Raw genomic sequence first — 22652 nt, 5'->3', positions numbered from 1 at the left:
CCAGATCATGGGGTGATCGACTACGATGCCATCCCCAGCCCGATGCCGTTGAAAAGAGGCCCACCATGTTCCCACTCGACACCCTTCTCGCCTACCTGGCCGCCTGCGTGGTGGTGGTGCTGTCGCCGGGGCCAGACAACATTCTGGCCATCAGCCGGGGACTCAGCCAGGGGCGCATGGCGGCGGCGTTGTCGTCCATCGGCGCAGGCATCGGCATCATGTGCCACGCGCTGGCGGCGGCATTCGGGCTGTCGCTCATCATCCAAAGCTCGCCGCAGGCGTTCTGGGTGGTGAAGGCGGTGGGCGCGCTGTACCTTTTGTGGCTGGGCTACAAGGCGCTGGCAGCAGGCAACCTGATCTCGTTCACGCCCTCGGCCCACCTGCCGCTGCGCAAGGTGTTCATCACGGGGGTGTTGTCGAACGTGCTGAACCCCAAGCCCGGCCTGTTTGTGCTGGCGTTTTTGCCGCAGTTTGTGCACGCCAGCCGGGGCTCGGTCACGCTGCAAATGCTGGGCTACGGTGCAATCTTCGCGGTGATGACCGCCATCATCTTCACGCTGATGGGCGGTTTTGCTTCGCGTCTGGCAGGCTGGCTGCAGGCCCGCCCCCGGGTCATCAAGGGCGTGAACATCGGCGCCGGACTCACATTCATTGCGGCCGGTTTGTCGGTGCTGACGTTGAAGCAGCGCAGCGTTTAAACCTTGCCGGCAAGCTGCGCCACCAGCGCACCCACACCGGCCAAAGCGGCCTCCTTCACGTCCATCGTCGCCTGGCTCTCGGCCAAGTAAGCCGTGACCAGCCAAGGCTTGCCTTGTGCGGGCACCACAAAGCCCACGTCGTTGGCCCCCGTTTTGTTGGTGCCGGTTTTCTCACCCACACGCCACTGTGCTGGCAACCCAGCGCGCAGGCGTTTGCCCCCCGTGGTGTTGTCTTCCAGCCATTGCTGCAACTGCGTGCGTGACGTGCTGGAAAGCGCAGTGCCGAACAGCAGCTTCTGCACCGTGGCGGTCATGGCCTTGGGGGTAGTGGTGTCCTGGGGTTCGCCTTTGGCGGGCACGTTCAGACTCGGCTCGGTGCGGTCAGTGCGCGTCACGGTGTCACCCAGGCTGCGCAGAAACTGCGTTAAACGTTTGGGGCCCCCGTAGCTCTGCAAGATCAAATTGGCGGCGGTGTTGTCGCTGGTGGTGATGGTGGCGTGGCACAGCTCGGCCAGCGTCATGCCCTCGCCGCCCACGTGTTTTTCGGTGATGGGCGACCAGTCGACCAAGGCGTTTTTCTCGAACCGTATGCGGCGCTCCAGCGATTCTTCCTTGCGGTCTACGCGCGCCAGCACCAGCGCACTGGCCAAGGTTTTGAAAGAGCTGAGCATCATGAAACGTTCGTCCGCGCGGTAGCCGTAGTGCTGGCCGGTGGCGGTGTCGAGGATGTACACGCCCAAGCGCCCTTGAGCAGATTCTTCCAGGCGGACGAGTGTGGCTTGCACGTCGATTGCGTCTGGGGCTGACGCCAAGCTAATCTGGGGGCTCAGGCCAAAAACGGTGCCCATGCCCACGGCGCCGGTGGCGATGAAATTGCGTCTGTTGAACATTTTTTGTCTCTCTGAAAAAGAGGCAAATCGTAGTCAGCCGAGGGCACTCTCACAAACGGGATTAATTTTGATCAGCCCTGCAGAAAACTTGGCCTGTAAGGCCCTATCCTCCGGCGATGGATCTGCCCCTGAACGCCCTGCGCGCCTTCGAAGTCTCGGCCCGCCACCTCAGCTTTACGCGTGCCGCTGAAGAATTGCACCTCACACAAACCGCCGTGAGCCAGCACGTTAAAAACCTGGAATCCCGTCTGGGCGTGAAGCTGTTTCGCCGCCTGCCGCGCGGGCTCACCCTCACCGACGAAGGCCAGGCGCTGCTGCCGGTGCTGGTGGAGTCATTCGAGCGCATCGCCACCACGCTGCAGGTGTTCAAAGGCAAACAAAAACGCGAGGTGTTGTCGATTGGCGTGGTGGGCACCTTCGCCGTCGGCTGGCTGCTGCCGCGCATGCGCGACTTTCAAAACCGCCACCCGTTTGTGGAGCTGCGCCTGCTGACCAACAACAACCGCGTGGACTTGGCCGGCGAGGGGTTGGACTTCGCCATCCGTTTTGGTGACGGCAACTGGCACGGCACTGCCGCGCTGCCGCTCATCAACGCGCCGCTGGCCCCGGTGTGTGCGCCCGCCTTGGCCGAGCGTATTCACCACCCCAGAGATTTGAGCCGCGAGGTGCTTCTGCGCTCATACCGCTCCGACGAATGGCCCACGTGGTTCGCTGCCGCCGGCCTGCCACCACCGCTGGTGAGCGGCCCGATGTTCGATTCGTCTCTGGTGTTGGCCGACGCCGCAGCGCAGGGCGCGGGCGTGGCGCTGCTGCCCACCAAGCTCTTCAGCAACGCGCTGCAAAGCGGGCGCTTGGTACGCTTGTTTGAGGTGGAGGTGCAGGTGGGGCAATACTGGCTGACGCGGCTCAGCACACGCAAACAGACTGCCACTATGCGGGCGTTCAGCGAGTGGATCACGGCCAAGGCCGCAGCTTAATACTATCAATATCGTAGCTTCTTACGCTTATGTAGTAAGCGCCAAAGGCCAATTTTCCTTAAGACTGGATCAGCGCTTTTGCGACTGCTCATACAGCCCCTGCACCTTGGGCAGGTTGGATTCCAGCGTGCGGATACGGTTAGGCCCTTGTGGGTGGGTCGACAAAAACTCCAAGCCCTTGGACTGGCTGGCCTGCGCCATCTTCTGCCACAGCGTGACCGAAGCGCGGGGGTTAAAGCCCGCACGCGCAGCTAACTCCAGTCCCACCAGGTCGGCTTCACTCTCGTCGTCGCGGCTGAATTTCAAGGTGAGCAACTGCGTACCCATGTTGGCGGCGATATCCCCCAACTGCCCCAGTCCCAGCAACTGCGCACCAAGCGACAAGCCAAGCGCGGTCCCCTTGCTTTTGGCAATGCGTTCACGCGCATGCTCGCGCAGCGCGTGCGCCATTTCGTGGCCCATGATCATGGCCACTTCGTCGTCGTTGAGCTGAAGCTGATCGAGGATACCGGTGTAGAACGCGATCTTGCCGCCCGGCATGCAAAACGCGTTGATCTGCTTGCTGCCAATGAGGTTGACTTCCCAACGCCATCCGCGCGCGCGGTCGTTCCACTGCGCGGTGTACGGGATGATGCGCCGCGCAATGCCACGCAGCCGCTGCAGTTGTGCATTGCCCTCGGGCGCCAATGCACCCTTGCTACGCGCCTCAGCCAGCATTTCGCTGTATTGCTTGGTGGCGGCGCTTTCCAGCGTCTCGGCCGGCACCAACTGGCGCAGCGCGGAAGAACTGCCCACATCCACCTGCGCAGCCGCTGGCGGCACCACAGCGCCCGCCGTGGCCGCAGCACCGAGGTGTAAAAACAGACGCCGACCTGCCCCGGGTTGAGCGCCAGGTTTGGATTTAGCTTGGCATAGAAAACACATGGCTAATAATAGTCATGAAACCTCGTGCCACTATGTCAGACAAAGTATCTACCCCTTCAAAACCCCCGATCCCCTGGCACACGGCACTCAAGGTCTATGGCGAACGCGCCACGCTGCGCATGTTGGCGCTGGGCTTCTCCGCCGGGCTGCCGCTGCTGCTGGTGTTTGGCTCGCTGAGCTTCTGGCTGCGCGAAGCCGGCATCGACCGCACCACCATCGGCTACCTCAGTTGGGTGGGCCTGGCCTACGCTTTTAAATGGGTGTGGGCGCCGCTGGTCGACCGCGTGCCGCTGCCGGGGCTGACGCGCTGGCTGGGCCGGCGGCGCAGTTGGTTGCTGCTGTCGCAGTTGGGCATTACTGCCGGCTTGGTGGGCATGGCGCTGACCGACCCGCGCATCGCCCTGCCGCCGATGGTGTGGTTTGCGCTGGCAGTGGCGTTTTGCTCGGCCACGCAAGACATTGCGCTCGATGCCTACCGCATCGAATCGGCCAACGCCGACCGCCAAGCCGCGCTGGCCGCCGCCTACCAAACCGGCTACCGCCTCGCGATGATTTGGGCCGGTGCGGGCGTTTTGTGGATTGCGGCACGCGCCGAGGTGGCCGATGTTTCAGCCTACCAGCACAGCGCCTGGCGCACCGCTTACCTGGCCATGGCCGTGAGCATGCTGGTCGGCATCGTCACCGTGCTGCTGTCGCCCGAGCCACAAGCCGCTGTCATCAAACCTGCACGCAACGCCGCTGAATGGCTGCAAACGGCGCTGGTCGATCCATTTGCCGACTTCTTTCGCCGCTACCGTCTGCAAGCCGTGCTGATCCTGGCGCTGATCGCCACTTACCGCATCAGCGACGTGGTGATGGGCATCATGGCGAATCCGTTTTATGTGGACATGGGCTACACCAAGGACGAAGTGGCCGCCGTCACCAAAGTGTTTGGCGTGGTGATGACGCTCGTGGGCGCGTTCATTGGCGGCGTGTTGTCCATGCGCCTGGGCGTGATGCGGGTGCTGATGCTCGGCGCCGTGCTCAGCGCCGCCAGCAACCTGCTGTTCGCCTGGCTGAGCGGCCACGGCCATGATGTGCAGGCGCTGGTGCTCGTGGTCTCGGCCGACAACCTGGCCGGCGGCATTGCCTCGGCGGCGTTCATCGCCTACCTCTCCAGCCTCACCAACATCAGCTACTCGGCCACCCAGTACGCGCTGTTCAGCTCTTTGATGGTGCTGCTGCCCAAGTGGCTGGCCGGGTTCTCGGGCGTGGCGGTCGACAGTTATGGCTACAGCGCCTTCTTCACCGGCACGGCCCTGCTGGGGGTCCCTGTGCTGCTGCTGATTGCGCTGGCCGGACGGTTTGCGCCGGCACAGGTGGCTCCGCGTGCAGAATCCGCTGCAAACGCCATCTCGCCCTGACGTTTACCCAACTTTACAGAGGCGACAAACCAACGCGCGGCGCTGCTGGGAACATCGGTTATCCCTTATTCCCTGCCCCGGGTAGGCCCACAAAAACCGCCCCCGGGACTAAACTGATCCCATGAGCGCACAACTTCTGATGATTGAAGACGACACCCGCCTCTCCCACATGGTGGGTGAGTACCTGGGTTTGTCGGGTTACACCGTGACCGAATGTGCTACCGCGCAAGCCGGTTTGACACACCTGGAAGAGCCTCCCTCCGGCCAACGGCCCGACTTGGTGATCCTCGACCTGATGCTCCCTGACATGGACGGCCTGGAAGTGTGCCGCCGCATTCGCGCGGCCGATGGCGACCTTGCACGTATTCCCGTGCTGATGCTCACCGCCAAGGGCGACCCGTTGGACCGCATCATCGGCCTGGAGCTCGGCGCTGACGACTACCTGCCCAAGCCTTTTGAGCCACGCGAACTGCTCGCGCGCATCCGCGCCGTGCTACGTCGCCGTGTGGAAGGCGCACCGGCCAACGCCAAGACGCTGCGTTTTGGCTCGCTGGAAATCGACCGCGATGCCCGCGCCGTGACCGTAGCCGGCCAACCCTGCGACCTCACCGCCTACCAGTTCGACCTGTTGGTGACCCTGGCCGAGCGCGCCGGCCGCGTGTTGTCGCGCGACCAGATCATGGAAGCTGTGCGTGGCCGCGAGCTCGAAGCCTTTGACCGCTCCATCGACGTGCACATGGGCCGCATCCGCGCCGCCATTGAAGCCGACCCGAAGAACCCGAAACGCATCGTCACCGTACGCGGCGCGGGTTACGTGTTCGCTAAACAGCAAGATTAAGGGCCCCGATGCCCAAGTCACCCGAGGGCCATGCCGCCCTGCCCGCCGTACTGCAACGTTTGTATGTGCGCATCTGGCTGGCGGTGCTGCTGGCCGTGGCGGTGTTGACCATTCTGGTGGGCTGGGCCTGGCGCGCCGCCACCGACCCACCGTTGCGCGATCTTGTGGTGCGCAACGATGCGGGTCAGATCATCGGCCAGGGCATCTCACGCCGTGGCCACAACCCAGAAGACGAGGGCCCAGAGGCTGACGCCACACCGGTGCCCTCCAGCCCCGACGAAAACCGCGACATCACCCGCCCCGGGCCCCATGGCCCAGGCGGCCTGTTGCCGAACATCGACCCCGACCTGCCCCCGCCGCCACCGGCCTACACCCGTGGCCCCGAGTTCGTGGTGCGCATGGCCGATGGCCAACACCTGCTGGTGCACCTGCCACGTCCGCCGCGTGCGCAGTGGAACCGCCCACCGTTTGGCTTCTTCTGGATGCTGGGTCTGGTGGGGGTGGCAATGGCGCTGGCCATGTACCCCATCATCCGCCGCCTGACGCGTCGGCTTGAATCGCTGCAGCGCAGCGTCGACCAATGGGGCCAGGGCGATTTATCGGTGCGCGTACCCATCAAAGGCAACGACGAAGCCGGTGTGCTGGCACAACGTTTCAACGATGCCGCCGACCGCGTGGAAAGCCTAGTCAAGTCGCAAAAATCGCTGCTGGCCAATGCCTCGCACGAACTGCGCTCGCCCCTGGCGCGCATCCGCATGGGACTGGAGCTGATGGGTGACGGCAGCTCTTCTGCCAAGAACGAGATCAAACGCAATATCGGCGAACTCGATGAGTTGATCGAAGAAATCTTGCTCGCCAGCCGCCTTGATGCACATGAAAGCGACCTCGGCACAGTCGAAGAGGTCGACATGATTGGCCTGGTAGCCGAAGAATGCGCACGCACCGGCGCGGGCTTTGTGACCGGCGCCAACCCCGACCCCGATGCCGAATTGGTGAATGAAAGCGACGATACCGGCGGCCACCCGGTCATCGTGCACGGCGTCACCAAGCTGCTGCGCCGCGCCGTGCGCAACCTGCTGGAAAACGCGCGCCGCTACACCACCGGCCCGGTCACGGCCACGCTGCAACCCACGGGTGATCACGCGGTATTGCGCGTCTTTGACCGTGGCCCGGGTGTGCCAGCAGAACTACGTGACCGCATTTTTGAACCGTTTTACCGCCTGCCCGGCGCCAGCGAACGCGATGGCGGGGTTGGCCTGGGACTGGCCCTGGTCAAGTCGATTGCCGAACGCCATGGTGGCAGCGTGCGCTGCGAAGGCCGCGAGGGCGGCGGCGCGTGTTTTGTGATCGACCTGCCGCGCCAAGCCTGACCCCTGGGCCCGCATCGTGCGGGCCCTTTTTTTTGATCTGCGCAGTTGATACTTGCGCATTGTTCCTCAAAGGTTCTGACATGGAAAAATCCGTGCTCTCGTTGGCACTTTCTCTGGCCGCCGCCCGCCGCTCGCATACGCCGCTGGACGCCACAGGGTGGGACACCGTGGTGCCCGACATCGCCACCGCCTACGCCGTGCAAGACGCCGTGGCCGCCACACTGGGTTGGTTTCCAGACGCGGTGCCGCAGCATTGGAAAGGCGGCGCCCCCAATACCAGCAGCCCCGCCAACCACGCGCCACTGCCGCCCGATGGCGTGCAAGCCTCACCCGCCACCAGGTCTTGGAACGGCCACTTCATGCATGCGATCGAAGCCGAGGTGGCCGTGCGCGTGGGTCAAACCGTCAACACCGAACAAGCCGCCAGCATCACCGTGGCCAACCTAGCCGATGTGCTCGACGGCATGGCCGTGTCGATTGAACTGGTCGACAGTCGCTGGCAACAGATCACCGACGTGGCGCCTCTGCTGCGCACCGCCGATATGCAAGTGCATGGCGCCCTGACGCTGGGCACCTGGCAGCCCTTCACCGCTCGCAGCGAAGGCGCGTGGGCGGCGCAGACCTGCGAGGTCTACGTCGATGGCAAAGCCCAGGGCGAGCATGGTTTCTATACCGGTTCGCACCCCACCGTTGACCCGCTATGGGTGGTGCCGCTTTGGCTGCGCCATGTGGCCGAGCGCTTTGGCAGCGTGCCCGCAGGTACTGTGATCACCACCGGCAGTTGGTGCGGTCTGTTGAAGCTCAATGCGCCCGGCACGGTGCGCACGGTGTTCCCTGGCATTGGCGAAGCCAGCCTCACGCTGAACTGATCATTCGGCAACACCAGGGCCCGGCAACACCGCCAGGGCAACCAGTTTGCGTCAAAAGGCTGGGGGCATGGGCCGCTGCGCAGGCAACAAAGATGGTTGGCTGCAGGCCAGGTGTTCCCCAAACCCTTTGGCGTCATGGAACACACCGTCGCGCCACACCACTCGGCCCCGCATCAACGTGAGAGCAGGCCAGGCCTTCAGTTCCGTGCCCTCGTAGGGCGTGTAGTCGACGTCGTGGTGCAGCGTGCTGTTGTGAATGGTATGCGCCGCCTGGCGCCAGATCACCAGGTCGGCATCGCTGCCGATGGCGAGCGTGCCTTTGCGCGGAAACAGACCGTAGGCTTTGGCCGGGTTGGTTGACGTGAGTTCCACAAACTTGTGGATCGACAGTCGGCCAGCCAAAACGCCTTCTGAATAGAGCAATGGCAAACGCGTTTCCAGGCCCGGAATACCGTTGGGAATGTGGCGGAAAGCGACTTCTTCGCCGTTTGGTTTTTTGCCGCCCGGCGCGTCGTATTTAAAGGGCGCGTGGTCGGAAGAGAACACGGTGAACAGGCCATCGGCCAGGCCGTTCCAGATCACCTCCTGGTTGGACTTGTCGCGCGGTGGCGGGCTGCACACACAGCGCGCGCCGTGGTAGCTGTCGTCAATGCCCAAATCCTCGGCCGTCAGGAACAGGTATTGCGGGCAGGTCTCGGCCAAGATCTGCAAGCCGAGCGCACGCGCCCAGCGGATTTGCTCCACCGCCTCGCGCCCCGACACGTGCACGATCAGAATCGGCACGTCCACCAATTCAGAAAGCGCAATGGCGCGGTGCGTGGCTTCACGCTCCACCAGCATGGGCCGCGAATGGGCATGAAAGCGCGGTGCGGTACGGCCAGCGGCTTCAAGCCGGCGCGTGAGCCATTCAATGCAGTCGGCGTTTTCGGCGTGGATCATGGCCATGGCGCCGTGCTCGCGCGCCACTGACAACACGTCCAGAATCTGCCCGTCGTCCAGGCGCAGGTCGTCGTAGGTCATGTAGATCTTGAACGAGGTGTAGCCCTCGGCAATCAGCGCAGGCAACTCGTGCTGCAACACCTCGGGCGTGGGGTCGCTCACGATCAAATGGAAAGCGTAGTCCACGTGCGCCTGCCCTTCGGCACGGCGCTGGTAGTCTTCAACCGCCGCACGCAGCGACTGGCCTTTGGCCTGTGCCGCAAACGGAATCACGGTGGTGGTGCCGCCACAAGCAGCAGAGCGTGTGCCGGTATCAAAACCGTCGGCCATGCGCACCGGTGGCTCCATGGGTTGGTCGAGATGGCAGTGGGCATCCACACCACCCGGCGTGACCACCTTGCCGGCCGCGTCAATCTCTTCGGCGCCGCCTGGCAAATCCAGGCCCATTTGCACAATGCGCCCGCCACAGATGCCGATGTCGCAGGTAAACAAGTCGCTCGCAGTGGCGACTTGGGCATTACGGATCACCAGATCAAAAATGGCGGCAGCAGTGGTTTCAGTGGGCATGGAAAAGCAAAATGGTTTAACTTATGTGGACAGTGGCGTCGGCACACGGCCGATCACGCAAACGCCGTGCCAATGAACTGATATTGATCTCGGCCCTGCGCAAATGCAGCGCTCGCCTTCGAGGCTGAACCCCTGCGGGGCAGACGGCTTTGCACGAGCCGTCACGCAGGTGGAAAACGCGCTCCCTAGAATGAATTGACTACATTCCATTCACCTGCAGGAGACACCCGCATGCCGTACACCGCCGCCGCCAACCGTTATGACACCATGGCCTACCGCCGCAGCGGGCGAAGCGGGCTCAAGCTGCCCGCCATCACACTAGGCCTGTGGCATAACTTTGGCGACACCACGCCGTTTGAGAACCAACGTGCGATGCTGCGCACAGCGTTCGACCTGGGCATCACCCATTTCGACCTGGCCAACAACTACGGCCCCACCGCCGGTGCGGCCGAGATCAACTTTGGCGAGCACCTGCGCCGCGACTTCCTCCCCTACCGCGACGAGTTGCTGATCTCCACCAAGGCTGGCTACGAAATGTGGCCCGGCCCTTACGGCAAAGGCGGCGGCTCGCGCAAATACGTGCTCTCCAGCCTGGACCAAAGTCTGAAGCGCATGGGCCTGGACTACGTGGACATCTTCTACTCGCACCGCTTCGACCCCGACACTCCGCTCGAAGAAACCATGGGTGCATTGGCCTCCTCCGTAAAACAGGGCAAGGCCTTGTACGTGGGGTTGTCGAGCTACTCGGCCGGCAAAACCCGTGAAGCCACCGCGCTGCTGCGCGAGATGGGCGTGCCGTGCCTGATCCACCAGCCTTCGTACAACATGCTCAACCGCTGGGTGGAAGGCGAGCTGCTCGACACGCTCGAATCGACCGGCACCGGCTGCATCGCCTTCAGCGCCTTGGCGCAAGGCCTGTTGACCACCAAGTATCTGAACGGCGTGCCGGCCGATGCCCGCATCAACCGCCCCGGCGGCGGCAGTTTCAAGCAAGACCATTTGAGCAGCGAGAACATCGCACGCGTCAAAGCGCTGAACGACATCGCCGCCAGCCGTGGCCAAAGCCTGGCGCAGATGGCCGTGGCCTGGGTGCTGCGCGACACGCGTGTCACGTCCGCACTCATTGGCGCCAGCCGTCCCGAGCAGATCACCGAACTGGTGGGCGCGCTGAAGAAGACCGACTTCACGGCCGAAGAGCTGGCGGCGATTGACTTGCACGCCGTGGATGGCGGGCTCAACCTCTGGCAACGTCCTTCGACGGACCAGCAGTTGGCCTAAGGCATAGCAACACAACGCCGGGCACCGCTCAGCGATGCCCGGCTGGATGGCGTTATTTCGCAGCCACCACAGGTGCGGCGTCGAGCAGCGTCAACACGTCTTCCTTCTTCTCTGAACTAAAGCCCATCTGCGCCGTGACGGCGATCTTGCCGTCCTTGCCTTGCACGGCGGTGAACGAGGCGATGCCCATGGCGCGCTCGAACAGCGGGGTTTTCTTGCCGCTGTCGAGGTCGGCTGCCACCACTTGTGTCAGGCCACCCTCTTGCGACACCAGGATCGCCCGGCCACCAGCGTTGAACCAGTTGATGCGCCAGAAGTAGTGCGTCATGTTGGGCGCGCCGTTGGCTTGAAACAGGCTCTCGTACGAATCCATGTGCTGGCATTCAGCCATGAGGAAGTTGCGCTGGCGGCAGGCGCTCATCACCTGCACCTGCTTGTCTTCCATCGCAATGTTGATGGGCACCAGCTTGCGGTTGTCTATGTTGAGCAGCGCGTAGTCGTCCTTGCGCGTCATGCCCAGCGTGCTGCCCAGCGCCTTGACGCTGCCGATCAGCGCACCCAGGCTATTGCCGGCGCCGGCCTGTTGCTCGGGGTTGCGCTCCAGCAGCAGGTAGCCGGTGCCCGACACGTTGCCGCTTTGCAGCGACGCAATGGAGAAGGCTTCAGGCGCAGCAAATGAGGTCATGCCCTTGCCCGGCACGTAGCGGTAGCCGGTGTTGTCGCGCGCCACGATGAAGCCCCGCGCCAGCGGAATCAAACGCTTGCCCGAAAATTTCTTGCCCGTGGCGGACACCACAGTCCACATGCCGCCGCGTGATTCGGCCTTGGCAATCTCGATCGGTTCGGCACCATTGGCCGCGCGGCCGCTCTTGAGCACGAACTGGCCCGCGCCGGTTTGTGCCAGGTAGGTGAAGTCGCCGGTGCTGGCGTCAAAGCCATAGGAGGTGATGCGGCCTTTAGGGTCCAGGTAACGCGCACCATCGATGGCAAAGCCGTCGCGGAAACGCTCGAAGCTCACGCCTTGCGCCAACGCGGGCCACTTGTCCATGGCGGCGGCCAGATCCGCTTCGCCTTTCTCGGCCACAGGCGCTACGGCTTGTACCTGCGGCGCGGCCAGCGCCACGGGCTGCTGGGTTTGAATGGCCGAGGCCAACGCGAGCGCGGCAACGGGAACGGGAACGGCTACTGGCGCAGGCGCCGCAGCGGCCACAGGTTCATCACCGGTTTTGCCGGTCATGAACCAGTTCAACAGCTTCACGCGTTGCTCGGTCGTCAAGGGCGCGGCGCCACTGCCGTCAACTGCACCGGCCTGCCCAGGGCGCGTCTTCAATTCTTCTTGCGACTGCAGGAATTTGTTCATCATGAACACCCGTTGCTCGGGTGTCAGGAAGTCCAGCGGGTGGGCCGCGTAGGCCAGGGCGGAAAGACTCAGGGAAGCGGCGAGCGCAGAAAGCTTGAAGGCACGACCAAGGGTCAAAGGCATGAAGAAAAGCTCCGTGAATGAAGGACCGACATTTCAAATCAACGGGCATTCGACGGCGCCAAAACAAAACCCGTGGCCAAAGGATGGCAACGGGCTTGGTTTCATGCGTGAGGGCGCGATGCGCCCTGCAGCCCCGCTACCGTGGACGCCGATGAAAGCGTCTTTAGGTGGTGGCTTTGCGTCGCCTCTTTTCAGAGGGTATGCCCAGTGTCGATAGTAACGTTGTTGTTACAACTTTCACACCGGAGGCATGCATTCGTGCACTATTTGGTGCGTCGATTGCGGAACAAATTCACATGCCCACAACGGCTTGAACGGTTGCTTCAATCCAGCACCACCGACACCGCCTCGGTCGTCGCCAGCGACGCCAGGCTGGCATCGTCGGCGTGCCGATCATGTGATGCGGCGCGAGCATTTGCCATCAGCTCACGCTTCGTGTCCATGATGTGCCGCTCCAGCAGTGCCACCACGGTGGGCACATCACGCGCACGGCAGGCGGCCACCAAGGCGCGGTGGTCGGCTTGCGGGTGGTCTTTGCCAGTGGCCACCGACATGGCGACGTGGGTGTAGCGGTCGGTGTTCAAGCAATACTCTTCGATCAAGCGGCGCAGGCGGCGGTTGTTCGCCGGGGCCGACAACGCCAGGTGAAACCGGCGGTTGTATTCGGCCCATTCGGAGACATCGGTCGAGGCCTGGTACGCGTCCAGAATCTGGTCCATCGCCTCGAAGTCGCGCTCCACCATGTTGGGCACAGCCAGCTTCGCAGCATGGCATTCCAGCGCAACGCGGATGTCGAGCAGTTCGCAGATTTGCTCCACCGTCATCCGCGCCACGGTCACGCCACGGTTTTGCTGGTGGATCACCAAACCTTCGAATTCAAGCTGCCGCAAGGCCTCGCGCACGGGGATGCGGCTCGCGCCGAAACGCGTGGCCAGCGTGTCTTGGCGTAACGCCGTACCCCCTGGTAACACGCCGCTGAGGATTTCCGCGCGCAACACGCTGCGGATGGTTTGGTGGACGGGCTGCTGCCCTTTGGTAATCGCCATGCTGCACCTTATCACCGGAATGTGCCTTTATTGAACCCTGTGGTTCATGGATGGCACACCCAAGTCGTTCATTGGATTCGGTATTGACTTCGTGTGGTGACCGCTGATTATAATTGGATCCAATTTTGTATCTATTGGATTCAAAGATACAAAATTTGGCTACCAAATTTATTAACTTGGATATTTTTCTGCCGGAGAACCTTATGAACGCTCGCCTTCGTCCTGTGCTTCTGTCGCTGCCGTTGTTGTTTTCGCTCTGCTCCCTCGCACCTGTGGCGCACGCCCAGGACACCGTTCAAATGGGTGCCGTCTTGTCGTTGACCGGCTCGAACGCCACCGTGGGTGAAGACGTGCGCCGCGCCGTTGCGCTGGCCGTGGAACACGTCAACGCCAAGGGCGGCGTGCTCGGCAAGAAGTTCAACGTCATCGTCGAAGACTCGGGCGGCAACGCCACCACCGCCCTGAACGCCGCACGCAAGTTGGTGAGCGTGGACAAGGTGCCAGTGGTGATCGGCGAATATTCGTCCGGCATCACCCTGCCCATGGCGCAGTACCTGGTGAAGGAAGGCGTGGCGCACATCAACATTGCCAGCACCAGCGTGAAGATCCGCGACCTGGGTGCCACCTCGTTCAACCTCATCGGCCTGGAAAACTTGGGCAACAAGTTCTCTGCCGCCGACACCTGGGCCCTGGGCTACCGCAAGGTGGCGCTGCTGGCCCCGAACAACGCTTACGGCCAAGGTGTGGTGCACGGCTTCAAGGAAGAGTTTGAAAAGCTCGGCGGCAAGATCGTCACCGAACTGCTCTACACCCAAGGCCAGTCGACCTACCGCCGCGAACTGCAGCAGATGGCGCGCAGCGAACCCGATGCCTACATCTACTCGGCCTATGGCCAAGAGTCCGCTGTGGTCAACCGCGAAGCCATGGAGCTCGGCCTGCGCGCCAAGCCCTGGTACGCCATCTTGATCAGCATGAGCTTGTCAGACACGCCGGCCGACATCGCCAAAGGCCAACTCGGCATGGAAGTCGGCAGCGTTTACGGCGACGCCGGCAAGGCCTACGCCGATGCCTTTGCCGCCAAATACAAGGAAGGCATGAAGACCTCGTACACCGGCTATGCCTACGACGCCGTGCTGCTGACCGCCGCCGCCATGAACAAGGCCAAGTCCACCGACACCGCCGCCGTGCAAGCCGCGCTCAAAGAGATCGGCAAGGGCGGCTATGTCGGCGTGACCGGCCCGATCGCGCTGGACGACAACCGCCAGCGCATCGATCCACCCTACGCCAAGCTCAAGTTCGACGGCAAGGTGGTGCCGCGCTAATCGATTCGGCGCGCTGATGCCCGCCGACTCATCACGTCTCATCACCACTTCTCACGCTTCTCCTAGCGGCCCGGCTCCACGGGCCGCTTTTTCATAAGTTCTTCTTCCATGTTTCAATTTTTGGTCGACACGCTCCTGCGCGCCTCCGACCTGGCGCTGATCGCGCTGGGTCTGAGCATGGTGTACGGGCTGGTCAAGTTTCCCAACATCGCCCACGTGCAGTACGCCATGCTCGGCGCCTACGTCACCTACGCGTTGCACGCTGTTGGGGTGCCACTGGTGGGCGCCATCGTACTGTCTTGCCTTATCACCGGCATGCTCACGCTGGTGCTCCACCTCTTGGTGTTCCGCCGCCTACTGCGCGGCGGCCCTGCCATTGCCATGATCGGCTCGCTCGCCGTGGCCATGCTGGCCGTGGCGTTTGCACAAGGCATTGCGGGCTCGTTCCCGCGCATGTTTAATCTGCCGATGGGCAGCGCCGTGGTCATCGGCTCGGCGCGCTTGTCGCACACCCAGCTGTATTTCGTCGGCACGACGCTCGTGCTGTTGGTGCTGTTCACGCTGCTGCTGTTCTTCACCCGCACCGGCCGCGCCATGCGGGCGTTGTCCAGCAACCCCGCACTGGCCGCTGCCTCTGGCCTGCACTCGGAAAGCATCACGCACCTGGTGGCGTTTGGCAGCGGCGCCGTTGCGGGCTTGGGCGGCAGCATGCTGGCCCTCTCTACCGGCGCGCACTTGAACCTCGGGCACGACTTGCTGCTGCCGGTGTTTGCCGCCGCCATTCTGGGCGGCCTGGGCAACCCCATGGGCGCGGTGGCTGGGGCGGTGCTGATCGCCTTCACGGAAACCGTGGTCACCAACGCCAACTTCGGCTGGCTCGTCGGCCAAGACATGGCTTTCTTGCCCGTGGCCTACATCAGCGCCGCATCGTTCTTGATTTTGTTGCTGGCTTTGCTGTTCAAGCCTTACGGCCTGTTCGACCGGGAGGTGCGCCGTGTTTGATTTCCTCATCTCATCACTCACGGTGGCGGGCATCTACGGCCTCATGGCCTTGGCGCTCAACCTGCAAGCCGGTTACGCCGGTCTGCTCAACTTTGGCCACATCGCCTTTGCCGGCCTGGGCGCCTACGCCACCGGCATCGCCATCCAAGCAGGTTGGTCACCGTTGACGGGTGCAGCCTTTGGCGTGATGGCGGCCATGGTCTTGGGCTGGTGCATCGCGCGCCTGGGCCGCAAGCTGGCGTCCGACTACTGGGGCATTGCCACGTTGGCCATTGCCGAAATCCTGCGCACCGTGGCCACCAACGAAGGCTGGCTGACCGGCGGCGCCAACGGCATTGCGGCCATTCCTTCACCGTTCGACGGCATGACGCGCCAGAGCGGCTCGCTCGCCTTCCTAGCCTTGGTGCTGGTGATGGTGGCGGCGTTTGCGCTGGTGTGCAGCCGCCTGGGCAATGGCCGCTTTGGCCGCGCCCTGCGCCTGATGCGTGAAGAACCGCAGCTCGCCGCCTGCATGGGCTACGACCTGCGCTCGCTCAAGACCCGCGCCATCCTCGGCAGCGCTGCGCTCACCGCGCTGGCTGGCTCGCTGTACGCGCACTACATGAGCTTCGTCGGCCCCGACTACATGCTCGCGTCCGAAACCTTTTTGCTCTGGACCATGCTGATGATCGGCGGCCTGGGCAACACCGCCGGCGTGCTGGTGGGTGTGCTGCTGGTGCAAACCGCCTACGCCGCCGTGCCCTTTGCCAAGGACTACTTCCAATTCGGCACCGACCTTGCCGGCGCACTGCGCCTGGGCCTGATCGGCCTCATTCTGCTGGCCTGCCTGATGTGGCGCAGCGAAGGCCTGGTGCCCGAAAAACTGCGAAAGATCGCATGAACACGCATTCAAACTCCAAGACCCCAGCGCTGCTGCAGGTCACGTCCGTCGCCAAGGCCTTCGGCGGCAACAAAGTGCTGCAGGACGTGAGCTTTGACATCGCCCCCGGTGAAGTCGTCGGCCTGCTCGGCCCCAATGGCTCGGGCAAAAGCACGCTGCTCAACACCACCACCGGCTTTGAAGCCGTGGACCACGGCCAGATCGTCTACAACGGCCAGCGCATCGAAAAGCTGGCGCCGCACCGCATCGTACAAGCGGGCATTGCGCGCACCTTCCAGTTGCCGTCCATGCCTGCAAAGATGTCGGTGATCGAAGTGGCCATGGCTGCCTCCACCCGCGCCCACGGCTTTTGGGGCACGCTGATGGGTACTGCCGACACGCGCTTCGCCGAAGCCGAAGCGCGCGAGAAAGCCACCGGCCTGCTGGACCAACTGCTGCTGTCGCACGTGCGTGACTTGCCGGCCTCGGCCTTGTCGGGAGGGCAGAAAAAGCTGCTGGGCATTGTGTGCGCGCTGATGGCCGAGCCACGCCTGTTGATGCTTGACGAGCCCACCGCCGGCGTGCACCCCAATCTGCGCCGGGACATCGTCACCGCGCTGCAAAAGCTCAACACCAAGGGCATGACGCTGGTGATCGTGGAGCACGACATGCATTTCATCCGCGAGGTGTGCACGCGCTGTGTGGTGCTCGACCGGGGTCACATCGTGGCCAGTTGCGCGCCCAGCGAACTGGCCTCGAACGACCGGGTATTGCAAGCCTACCTTGGCGGATCTGGTGGCTCGGCCGTCGCGCACTCCCCAAAAGCTGAACTGGAGACCGCATGATCGAAGTCCAACACGTCGTCGCCGGCTACACCAGCGAGGTCGACATTCTGCGCGGCATGACCCTGCACGCGCGGCGCAAAGAAATCGTCACCTTGCTAGGCCCCAACGGCTGCGGCAAGTCCACGTTGCTGAAAACCATCGTCGGCTTTTTGCAGCCGCGCAGCGGCAGCATCACGCTGAGCGGCAAAGACGTCTCGCGCCTGCCCGCCCACCACAAGGTGCGGCACTGCGGCGTGGGTTTTGTGCCGCAGACCGAAAACGTGTTCAGCGCGCTCACCATCCGCGAGAACCTGCAGGTCGGTGGCCACTACATGGCCAAGACCGACGCCGCACAGCGCAGGGAAGAACTGTGCACGCTCTATCCCATCCTGGCGAAGAAGTTCAACGCACCAGCGGCCTCCATGTCGGGTGGCGAGCGGCAGATTCTGGCGCTGGCCCGCGCGCTCATGCCGCGCCCGCACCTGCTGCTGCTCGACGAGCCCTCGGCCGGCCTGTCACCCAAGGTGCTGCTCGAAGTATTCGAAGCCATCCAGGCCGTGCGCAAACAAGAAGACGTAACCATTCTGATGGTGGAGCAAAACGCCATGGAAGCCCTGCGCATCTCCGACCGCGCCTACGTGTTGTCGATGGGCAGCGTGGCCTTGACCGGCGACGCCGCCACCTTGATGGCCGACCCGCAAGTGCGCGAGCTGTACCTGGGCGGGAGGGCCGCATGAGCCCGACAACGCAAGCTCAGCGCGTCGCCTTCGTTGGTGGCGGCAGCATGGCCACGGCGCTGATCAGCGGCCTGGTCAAACAAGGGTTTGGCGCGCACCATATCCACGTGGTCGAGCCATTTGAAACCGCCCGCGAGGCCCTGCGGCGCGGCTTTGGCATCGAACCCGCCGCCTCGGCCGACGACGCGCTGTGCACCTGCGATCTGGTGGTGTGGGCCGTGAAGCCGCAGCAGTTTGAGCAAGCGGCGCGCGAGGTGGCGTCGTTTGTGCAGCACGCGCTGCACCTCAGCGTGGCCGCCGGCATTCCGGTGCAGGTGCTGCAAGATTGGCTGCGCAACGACCGTGTGGTGCGTGCCATGCCCAACACGCCTGCCCTCATCGGCCAGGGCATGACCGGCTTGTATGCCCCGGCCAGCGTGTCCAGCGACGACCGCGTCCGCATCGACCGGTTGCTGTCCAGCACCGGGCAGTGTCTGTGGGTGAAAGAAGAGCGGTTGATCGACGCGGTGACGGCTGTGTCGGGCTCCGGCCCGGCCTACGTTTTCTACTGGATGGAGAGCATGCTCGCCGCCGGGCTGGAGATGGGCCTGACGCTAGAGCAGGCCCGCACCTTGACCCTGGGCACCATGGAAGGTGCCGCCGCCCTGGCCGCCGCCTCCAGTGAAGACCTGGCGACGCTACGCGAACGTGTCACATCCAAAGGCGGCACCACCTTTGCCGCCATCAGCAGCATGGTGGATGAGGGCTTGCAACCCGCCATCATGCGCGCCATGTGGGCTGCACACCGGCGTGCGGAAGAAATGTCGCAGGAGTTTGGGACGGGCAAGGGTTAAGGTGGGCCGGGCGTGACGCAGCGCCTCATCTTCAAGACGAAGCAATCTCGTCGTACCCGCGCCCGACAAACTCCACCAGGCAAAAGCCGTTACCAAATGGGTCGGCCAGCAGCGCCAGCTTGCCCCAGTTGCTGGCTTTGGCAGGTTGCTCCAACCGCGCTCCTGCCGCCACCGCGCGGGCGACGGCTGCATCGATGTTCGGCACCACAAAATCCAAATGCACCGAAGTCCAGTGCCGGCCATAGTCACGGCCATGCGGCGCGTGCACGAAGGGTGAGGTGCCGGCGGCTTTGACCAGCAGGTAGATGGGCGCCGAGGTGCCCAGCAATTCCACCCCGCTTTCACCAAAGCGGCGGCCCACATGGAGATCGAACGCTTGCGTGTAGAAGTCGATGGCGCGGGGGAGGTTGTCGACGTCGATGTTGACCAAAAGATCCATGACACCTCCCTTTAGTGCTTGATTTCTGCGTGATGTGTGCGTGATGCCGCGCAGACGGTCCCGGCGATTCAGCCGACGTTGGTGGACGTCCCCTGTGAGTCGACAAACACGATGTGGCCACCGGGATCAAACTTGAAGGCCCCCGCCTCGTAAGACTTCTGCAGGCGGCGTGAGCGCTTGCCGAAGATCAGCACCACCGAGCCTTCAACGCCGCGGCTGACTTCGACTGCCGCCCCCTGGAACAGCGCCAGTTTTCCCTCGATCTTGAGCTTTTCCGCCAGCCGTGCGCCCCAGACCTGCAAAGCGTTCTGCAAGGCCGCCTGGGCGCGCGGCAATTGGTGGTTCTTGTCGCCATTGGTCTTGAGATGCTGGACGACCTTTTTCAGATTGGCCTGCTCGGTCTCGGCCTTGGCGATCTGAACCTCAATCTCGACCAGTTCGGCTTCCAGAATGGGGTTGTTGCCCACCTGCACCGTGGTCAAGCCGCTGGCCTCTTCGGACCCAATCTGCGGGGCATGCACCTTCATCATGGCGCGCGTGGTGCCGCCGACAATGCGGCCACGCTTTTGGGCCTTGATGCCAACGATGACCTGGTTGAGCGCCTGCAGTTCGCTTTGCAGCACCATGTCGTCCACCGAAATAACGGTGCCGGCCGAGACCTCGGAGTTCTCCACGAAACGCGCCGAAACCGAGCCACCCGCCTTGACCTTGGAGTGGGCGATGATGCCGCTGCCGATCTGGATATCGCCACCGGCTTCCAGCTCGGCAGCCTCCACCGTGCCACGCACGACGATGTTGCCCGTGACCTTGATCTTCATGTGGGCCACCACGTCGCCCTTGATCTGGATGCTGCCGTCAAAACTGACGTTGCCGGTGTCCATGTCCACCTTTTCAAGCGACAGCACATCCTCCACCAGCATGCCGTTTTCCACGAGCACGGGCTGCCCTTTGGTGTCGGCCTCCAGCAACTCCGGGTCGTCGGAGGCGAAGCGCACACCCTTGAGCGTGTTGGCGTAGGGTGTGTTGATGCCCGGCGCCGGGGTGACAGGGTTGCCACGCACATCGCAGCCGGCCACGCCCAATGTCGCGGGGTGGCGGCGCATCAACGGCGTGCCGGGCTGGACGAAGGGAATATCGCCCATCTCGCGAAAATCGATCAGACCGTCTTCATTGACCTTGGGTGCGCGCTCGGCCACCGTCTGGATGAGCAGTTCGAATGTGCTGTCCGCGCCCTTGAGGGGGGGTCTCTGGGTGGCCAGTTCGATTTTGACGGGCATCAGCGCAGCGCAGGCTTGCGGAATGGCGTTTTCATCAATACCAAACACTACCCCGGCCTGGCGTATGGCCTCGGCCACGTCCGTGCCCAACAGGCTCTTGCCACCGCGTGGTGGCGAAACCTGCAGCCAGGCCATGGCGGCGTCTGCCGCAATATTCACGGCTACTGCGGCATCGCGCTTTTCGGCAACTTCAACCTGGAATTCAGCCGGGTCGCCGCTCCAGCGCTCGACCAACAGGTCGACGCTGTCGTCCAGCACCACCCAGTCTCCAAAACCTGACTGTTCAAGAACGTCGCGCACAGCTTTAGCGGTCAGCGGCGCACGGTTTTCCGCCGCCGTGATGTGCGCCGTCACGCGTATGCCCTGCTCGGACAGCGTCAGTCCCTCTCTCAACACTTTGCTTTTTTGGGCGCCTTCGGGGCCCTCTGGATCTGACATGAGGAAGCCGTTCCGTTGTTGTCTTTACATTGTATGGTTACGAAGTCGTACTGAGGAGCGTGTTGCACCCCTGCGACTTATCCATCACGCACGTTCCCTCAAGTCCCGCAAAACGTCTGGTACCCATGGGCCTGCGCCTGGGTGGCGGGTTGTGCGTAGGCAAGCCATTCGTTTTGCGCCGTGAACGGCTGGCTCAGCACCGCCAGCAGTTGCTCGAAAGGTGCATAGTCGCCCCGTTCCACCGCCGCCGTCAGTGCTTCTTCGACCTTGTGGTTGCGCGGAATGTAGACCGGGTTGACTTGCTGCATGGCCGCAGCGCGCGAGCCGGGCGTCGCCACGTCTTGCGCCAGGCGTTTGTGCCAGCGGCTGGCCCAGGCGTCGAATGCGGCGATGTCGAGAAACAGGTTGCGCGCGTGCGCTGGGCTGTCTACGGTTTCGCCCAGGCCACGGAATGCCTGGGTGAAGTCGACGGCCTGCGCTTGCAGCAGGGCCAGGAAGTCGTTGACCAAAACGAGGTCGTCGGCATGTTCGCTCACCAAGCCGAGCTTCTTTCGCATTTCGCCGAGCCAGCGTTGTTCGTACTGCACCGGGAACGCGTGCAGAACTTTGGTGACGGCCGCCACAGCGCGGTCGCGGTCGGCATCGACCAGGGGCAACAAAGCCTCGGCTAGGCGCGCCAGGTTCCACTGCGCGATGGGTGGCTGGTTGCCGTAGGCGTAGCGGCCGTGGTGGTCGATGGAGCTGAACACGGTGCTCGGGTCGTAGGCGTCCATGAAAGCGCACGGGCCGTAATCGATGGTTTCACCCGAGAGCGTCATGTTGTCGGTGTTCATCACGCCGTGGATGAAGCCCACGGCCATCCACTTGGCAATCAACGCCGCTTGCCGTTCGCTGGCACCGACCAGCAGCGCCAGGTAAGGGTTGTCAGCCTGGGCCGCCACCGGGTCGTGGCGTGCGATCACGTAGTCGGCCAGTTGGCGCAGTTTGTCCGTGTCGCCACGCGCGGCAAAGTATTGGAAGGTGCCCACGCGGATGTGGCTGGCGGCCACACGCGCCAGCACGGCACCGGGCGGCAGGCCTTCGCGGTTGGCTTGTTCGCCCGTCGTCACCGCAGCCAAGGCGCGCGTGGTGGGAATGCCCAGCGCGTGCATGGCCTCGCCCATCAAATACTCGCGCAGCACCGGACCAAGTGCAGCCTTGCCGTCACCACCGCGAGAGAACGGCGTGCGGCCAGAGCCCTTGAGCGCGATGTCACGGCGCTGGCCGTGGATGTCGATGACCTCACCCAGCAACAGCGCCCGGCCATCGCCGAGTTGCGGCGAGAAGCCGCCAAACTGGTGACCGGCGTAGGCCTGGGCCAATGGCGTAGCGCCTTCGGGCACTTGGTTGCCGGCGAAGATGGCTGCGCCGTCGGGGCTGTCGAGCGCGGCAGCATCCAGCCCCAACTCGGTGGCCAGTGCGCGGTTGAACTTGACCATGGCCGGCGCAGGCACACGCTCGGGCAACCAGGACACAAAAAAGCCGTCGAGGGAACGTGCAAACGTGTTGTCGAACGGGAAGCTGACGGGCATAGCGGTCATGGCAAATAGCCTTTTAAACGGCCCTTTGAAAAGCCTTGGAAGAGTTGCCGCCGATTGTC

General features: G+C 63.4%; 21 protein-coding genes and 1 riboswitch. Of the genes, 13 read left to right on the top strand and 8 right to left on the bottom strand.

Annotated features, from left to right (window positions below; all coding sequences use genetic code 11):
• Nucleotides 1–65: 65 nt before the first annotated feature.
• Nucleotides 66–698, top strand: coding sequence for a LysE family translocator (locus ACPWMG_RS01250; protein ID WP_483302854.1), 633 nt, complete (start codon nt 66–68; stop codon nt 696–698).
• Here ACPWMG_RS01250 and bla read toward each other — a convergent pair.
• The gene (gene bla, locus ACPWMG_RS01245) at nt 695–1588 is read right to left on the bottom strand and encodes a class A beta-lactamase (protein WP_483302853.1); all 894 of its coding nucleotides are present in this window, start codon (nt 1586–1588) and stop codon (nt 695–697) included. The two genes, ACPWMG_RS01250 and bla, sit on opposite strands and share 4 nt — an antisense overlap.
• A gap of 116 nt (nt 1589–1704) precedes the next feature.
• Between bla and ACPWMG_RS01240 the strand changes: the two genes are divergently transcribed.
• Entirely contained in the window at nt 1705–2565 is an 861-nt protein-coding gene (locus ACPWMG_RS01240; RefSeq protein WP_483302852.1) for a LysR substrate-binding domain-containing protein, read from the top strand.
• Nucleotides 2566–2634: 69 nt separating this feature from the next.
• Here ACPWMG_RS01240 and ACPWMG_RS01235 read toward each other — a convergent pair whose 3' ends face one another.
• Complete coding sequence (locus tag ACPWMG_RS01235; protein WP_483302851.1) at nt 2635–3489, bottom strand: M48 family metallopeptidase; 855 nt, start codon at nt 3487–3489, stop codon at nt 2635–2637.
• A 32-nt stretch (nt 3490–3521) separates the two neighbouring features.
• Between ACPWMG_RS01235 and ACPWMG_RS01230 the strand changes: the two genes are divergently transcribed.
• The 4 genes from ACPWMG_RS01230 (at nt 3522) to ACPWMG_RS01215 (ending at nt 7969) form a co-directional block, all read left to right on the top strand.
• Entirely contained in the window at nt 3522–4892 is a 1371-nt protein-coding gene (locus ACPWMG_RS01230; protein WP_483302850.1) for an AmpG family muropeptide MFS transporter, read from the top strand.
• Between the two features lie 121 nt (nt 4893–5013).
• Nucleotides 5014–5730 carry a response regulator gene (locus tag ACPWMG_RS01225; RefSeq protein ID WP_483302849.1) on the top strand — a complete coding sequence of 239 codons (717 nt, stop codon included), beginning with the start codon at nt 5014–5016 and terminating at the stop codon, nt 5728–5730.
• A gap of 8 nt (nt 5731–5738) precedes the next feature.
• Complete coding sequence (locus tag ACPWMG_RS01220; RefSeq protein ID WP_483302848.1) at nt 5739–7100, top strand: sensor histidine kinase; 1362 nt, start codon at nt 5739–5741, stop codon at nt 7098–7100.
• A gap of 80 nt (nt 7101–7180) precedes the next feature.
• On the top strand, nt 7181–7969 hold the full coding sequence (locus tag ACPWMG_RS01215; RefSeq protein ID WP_483302847.1) for a fumarylacetoacetate hydrolase family protein: 789 nt from the start codon (nt 7181–7183) through the stop codon (nt 7967–7969).
• Between the two features lie 51 nt (nt 7970–8020).
• Here ACPWMG_RS01215 and hydA read toward each other — a convergent pair whose 3' ends face one another.
• On the bottom strand, nt 8021–9475 hold the full coding sequence (hydA, locus tag ACPWMG_RS01210) for a dihydropyrimidinase (protein ID WP_483302846.1): 1455 nt from the start codon (nt 9473–9475) through the stop codon (nt 8021–8023).
• A gap of 231 nt (nt 9476–9706) precedes the next feature.
• On the opposite strand from hydA, the gene mgrA reads away from it, so the two are divergent.
• Complete coding sequence (gene mgrA, locus ACPWMG_RS01205) at nt 9707–10753, top strand: L-glyceraldehyde 3-phosphate reductase (RefSeq protein ID WP_483302845.1); 1047 nt, start codon at nt 9707–9709, stop codon at nt 10751–10753.
• Nucleotides 10754–10805: 52 nt separating this feature from the next.
• On the opposite strand, the gene ACPWMG_RS01200 is transcribed toward mgrA, so the two are convergent.
• Both ACPWMG_RS01200 and ACPWMG_RS01195 read right to left on the bottom strand, forming a co-directional pair.
• The gene (locus ACPWMG_RS01200) at nt 10806–12236 is read right to left on the bottom strand and encodes a hypothetical protein (protein WP_483302844.1); all 1431 of its coding nucleotides are present in this window, start codon (nt 12234–12236) and stop codon (nt 10806–10808) included.
• 123 nt (nt 12237–12359) lie between these two features.
• Nucleotides 12360–12451: riboswitch (cyclic di-GMP riboswitch) on the bottom strand.
• 108 nt (nt 12452–12559) lie between these two features.
• Entirely contained in the window at nt 12560–13282 is a 723-nt protein-coding gene (locus tag ACPWMG_RS01195) for a GntR family transcriptional regulator (RefSeq protein ID WP_483302843.1), read from the bottom strand.
• Between the two features lie 203 nt (nt 13283–13485).
• Between ACPWMG_RS01195 and ACPWMG_RS01190 the strand changes: the two genes are divergently transcribed.
• The 6 genes from ACPWMG_RS01190 (at nt 13486) to proC (ending at nt 18859) form a co-directional block, all read left to right on the top strand.
• Nucleotides 13486–14604, top strand: a complete 1119-nt coding sequence (locus tag ACPWMG_RS01190; protein WP_483302842.1) for an ABC transporter substrate-binding protein — start codon at nt 13486–13488, stop codon at nt 14602–14604.
• Between the two features lie 108 nt (nt 14605–14712).
• Nucleotides 14713–15606 carry a branched-chain amino acid ABC transporter permease gene (locus ACPWMG_RS01185; RefSeq protein WP_483302841.1) on the top strand — a complete coding sequence of 298 codons (894 nt, stop codon included), beginning with the start codon at nt 14713–14715 and terminating at the stop codon, nt 15604–15606.
• Nucleotides 15599–16486, top strand: coding sequence for a branched-chain amino acid ABC transporter permease (locus ACPWMG_RS01180; RefSeq protein WP_483302840.1), 888 nt, complete (start codon nt 15599–15601; stop codon nt 16484–16486). The genes ACPWMG_RS01185 and ACPWMG_RS01180 overlap by 8 nt, the downstream gene beginning before the upstream one ends.
• Nucleotides 16483–17310 (top strand): ABC transporter ATP-binding protein, encoded by an 828-nt coding sequence (locus ACPWMG_RS01175; RefSeq protein WP_483302839.1) that lies wholly within the window; start codon nt 16483–16485, stop codon nt 17308–17310. The genes ACPWMG_RS01180 and ACPWMG_RS01175 overlap by 4 nt, the downstream gene beginning before the upstream one ends.
• Nucleotides 17307–18026 (top strand): ABC transporter ATP-binding protein, encoded by a 720-nt coding sequence (locus tag ACPWMG_RS01170; protein WP_483302838.1) that lies wholly within the window; start codon nt 17307–17309, stop codon nt 18024–18026. Before ACPWMG_RS01175 ends, ACPWMG_RS01170 begins: the two co-directional genes overlap by 4 nt.
• Nucleotides 18023–18859, top strand: coding sequence for a pyrroline-5-carboxylate reductase (gene proC / locus ACPWMG_RS01165; protein ID WP_483302837.1), 837 nt, complete (start codon nt 18023–18025; stop codon nt 18857–18859). Before ACPWMG_RS01170 ends, proC begins: the two co-directional genes overlap by 4 nt.
• Before the next feature lie 31 nt (nt 18860–18890).
• Here proC and ACPWMG_RS01160 read toward each other — a convergent pair whose 3' ends face one another.
• The 3 genes from ACPWMG_RS01160 to ACPWMG_RS01150 form a co-directional block, all read right to left on the bottom strand.
• On the bottom strand, nt 18891–19298 hold the full coding sequence (locus tag ACPWMG_RS01160; protein WP_483302836.1) for a VOC family protein: 408 nt from the start codon (nt 19296–19298) through the stop codon (nt 18891–18893).
• Nucleotides 19299–19366: 68 nt separating this feature from the next.
• Nucleotides 19367–21013 carry a DUF342 domain-containing protein gene (locus ACPWMG_RS01155; RefSeq protein ID WP_483302835.1) on the bottom strand — a complete coding sequence of 549 codons (1647 nt, stop codon included), beginning with the start codon at nt 21011–21013 and terminating at the stop codon, nt 19367–19369.
• Between the two features lie 98 nt (nt 21014–21111).
• The gene (locus ACPWMG_RS01150; protein WP_483302834.1) at nt 21112–22593 is read right to left on the bottom strand and encodes a protein adenylyltransferase SelO; all 1482 of its coding nucleotides are present in this window, start codon (nt 22591–22593) and stop codon (nt 21112–21114) included.
• Nucleotides 22594–22652: the final 59 nt, after the last annotated feature.

Source organism: Hydrophilobacter chitinilyticus (genome assembly GCF_049860745.1).
In the GTDB taxonomy this organism is placed as follows: domain Bacteria; phylum Pseudomonadota; class Gammaproteobacteria; order Burkholderiales; family Burkholderiaceae_C; genus Rhodoferax_B.
The sequence above is the reverse complement of the archived record's forward strand: the minus strand, read 5'-3'. Positions and strand labels throughout refer to the sequence as shown.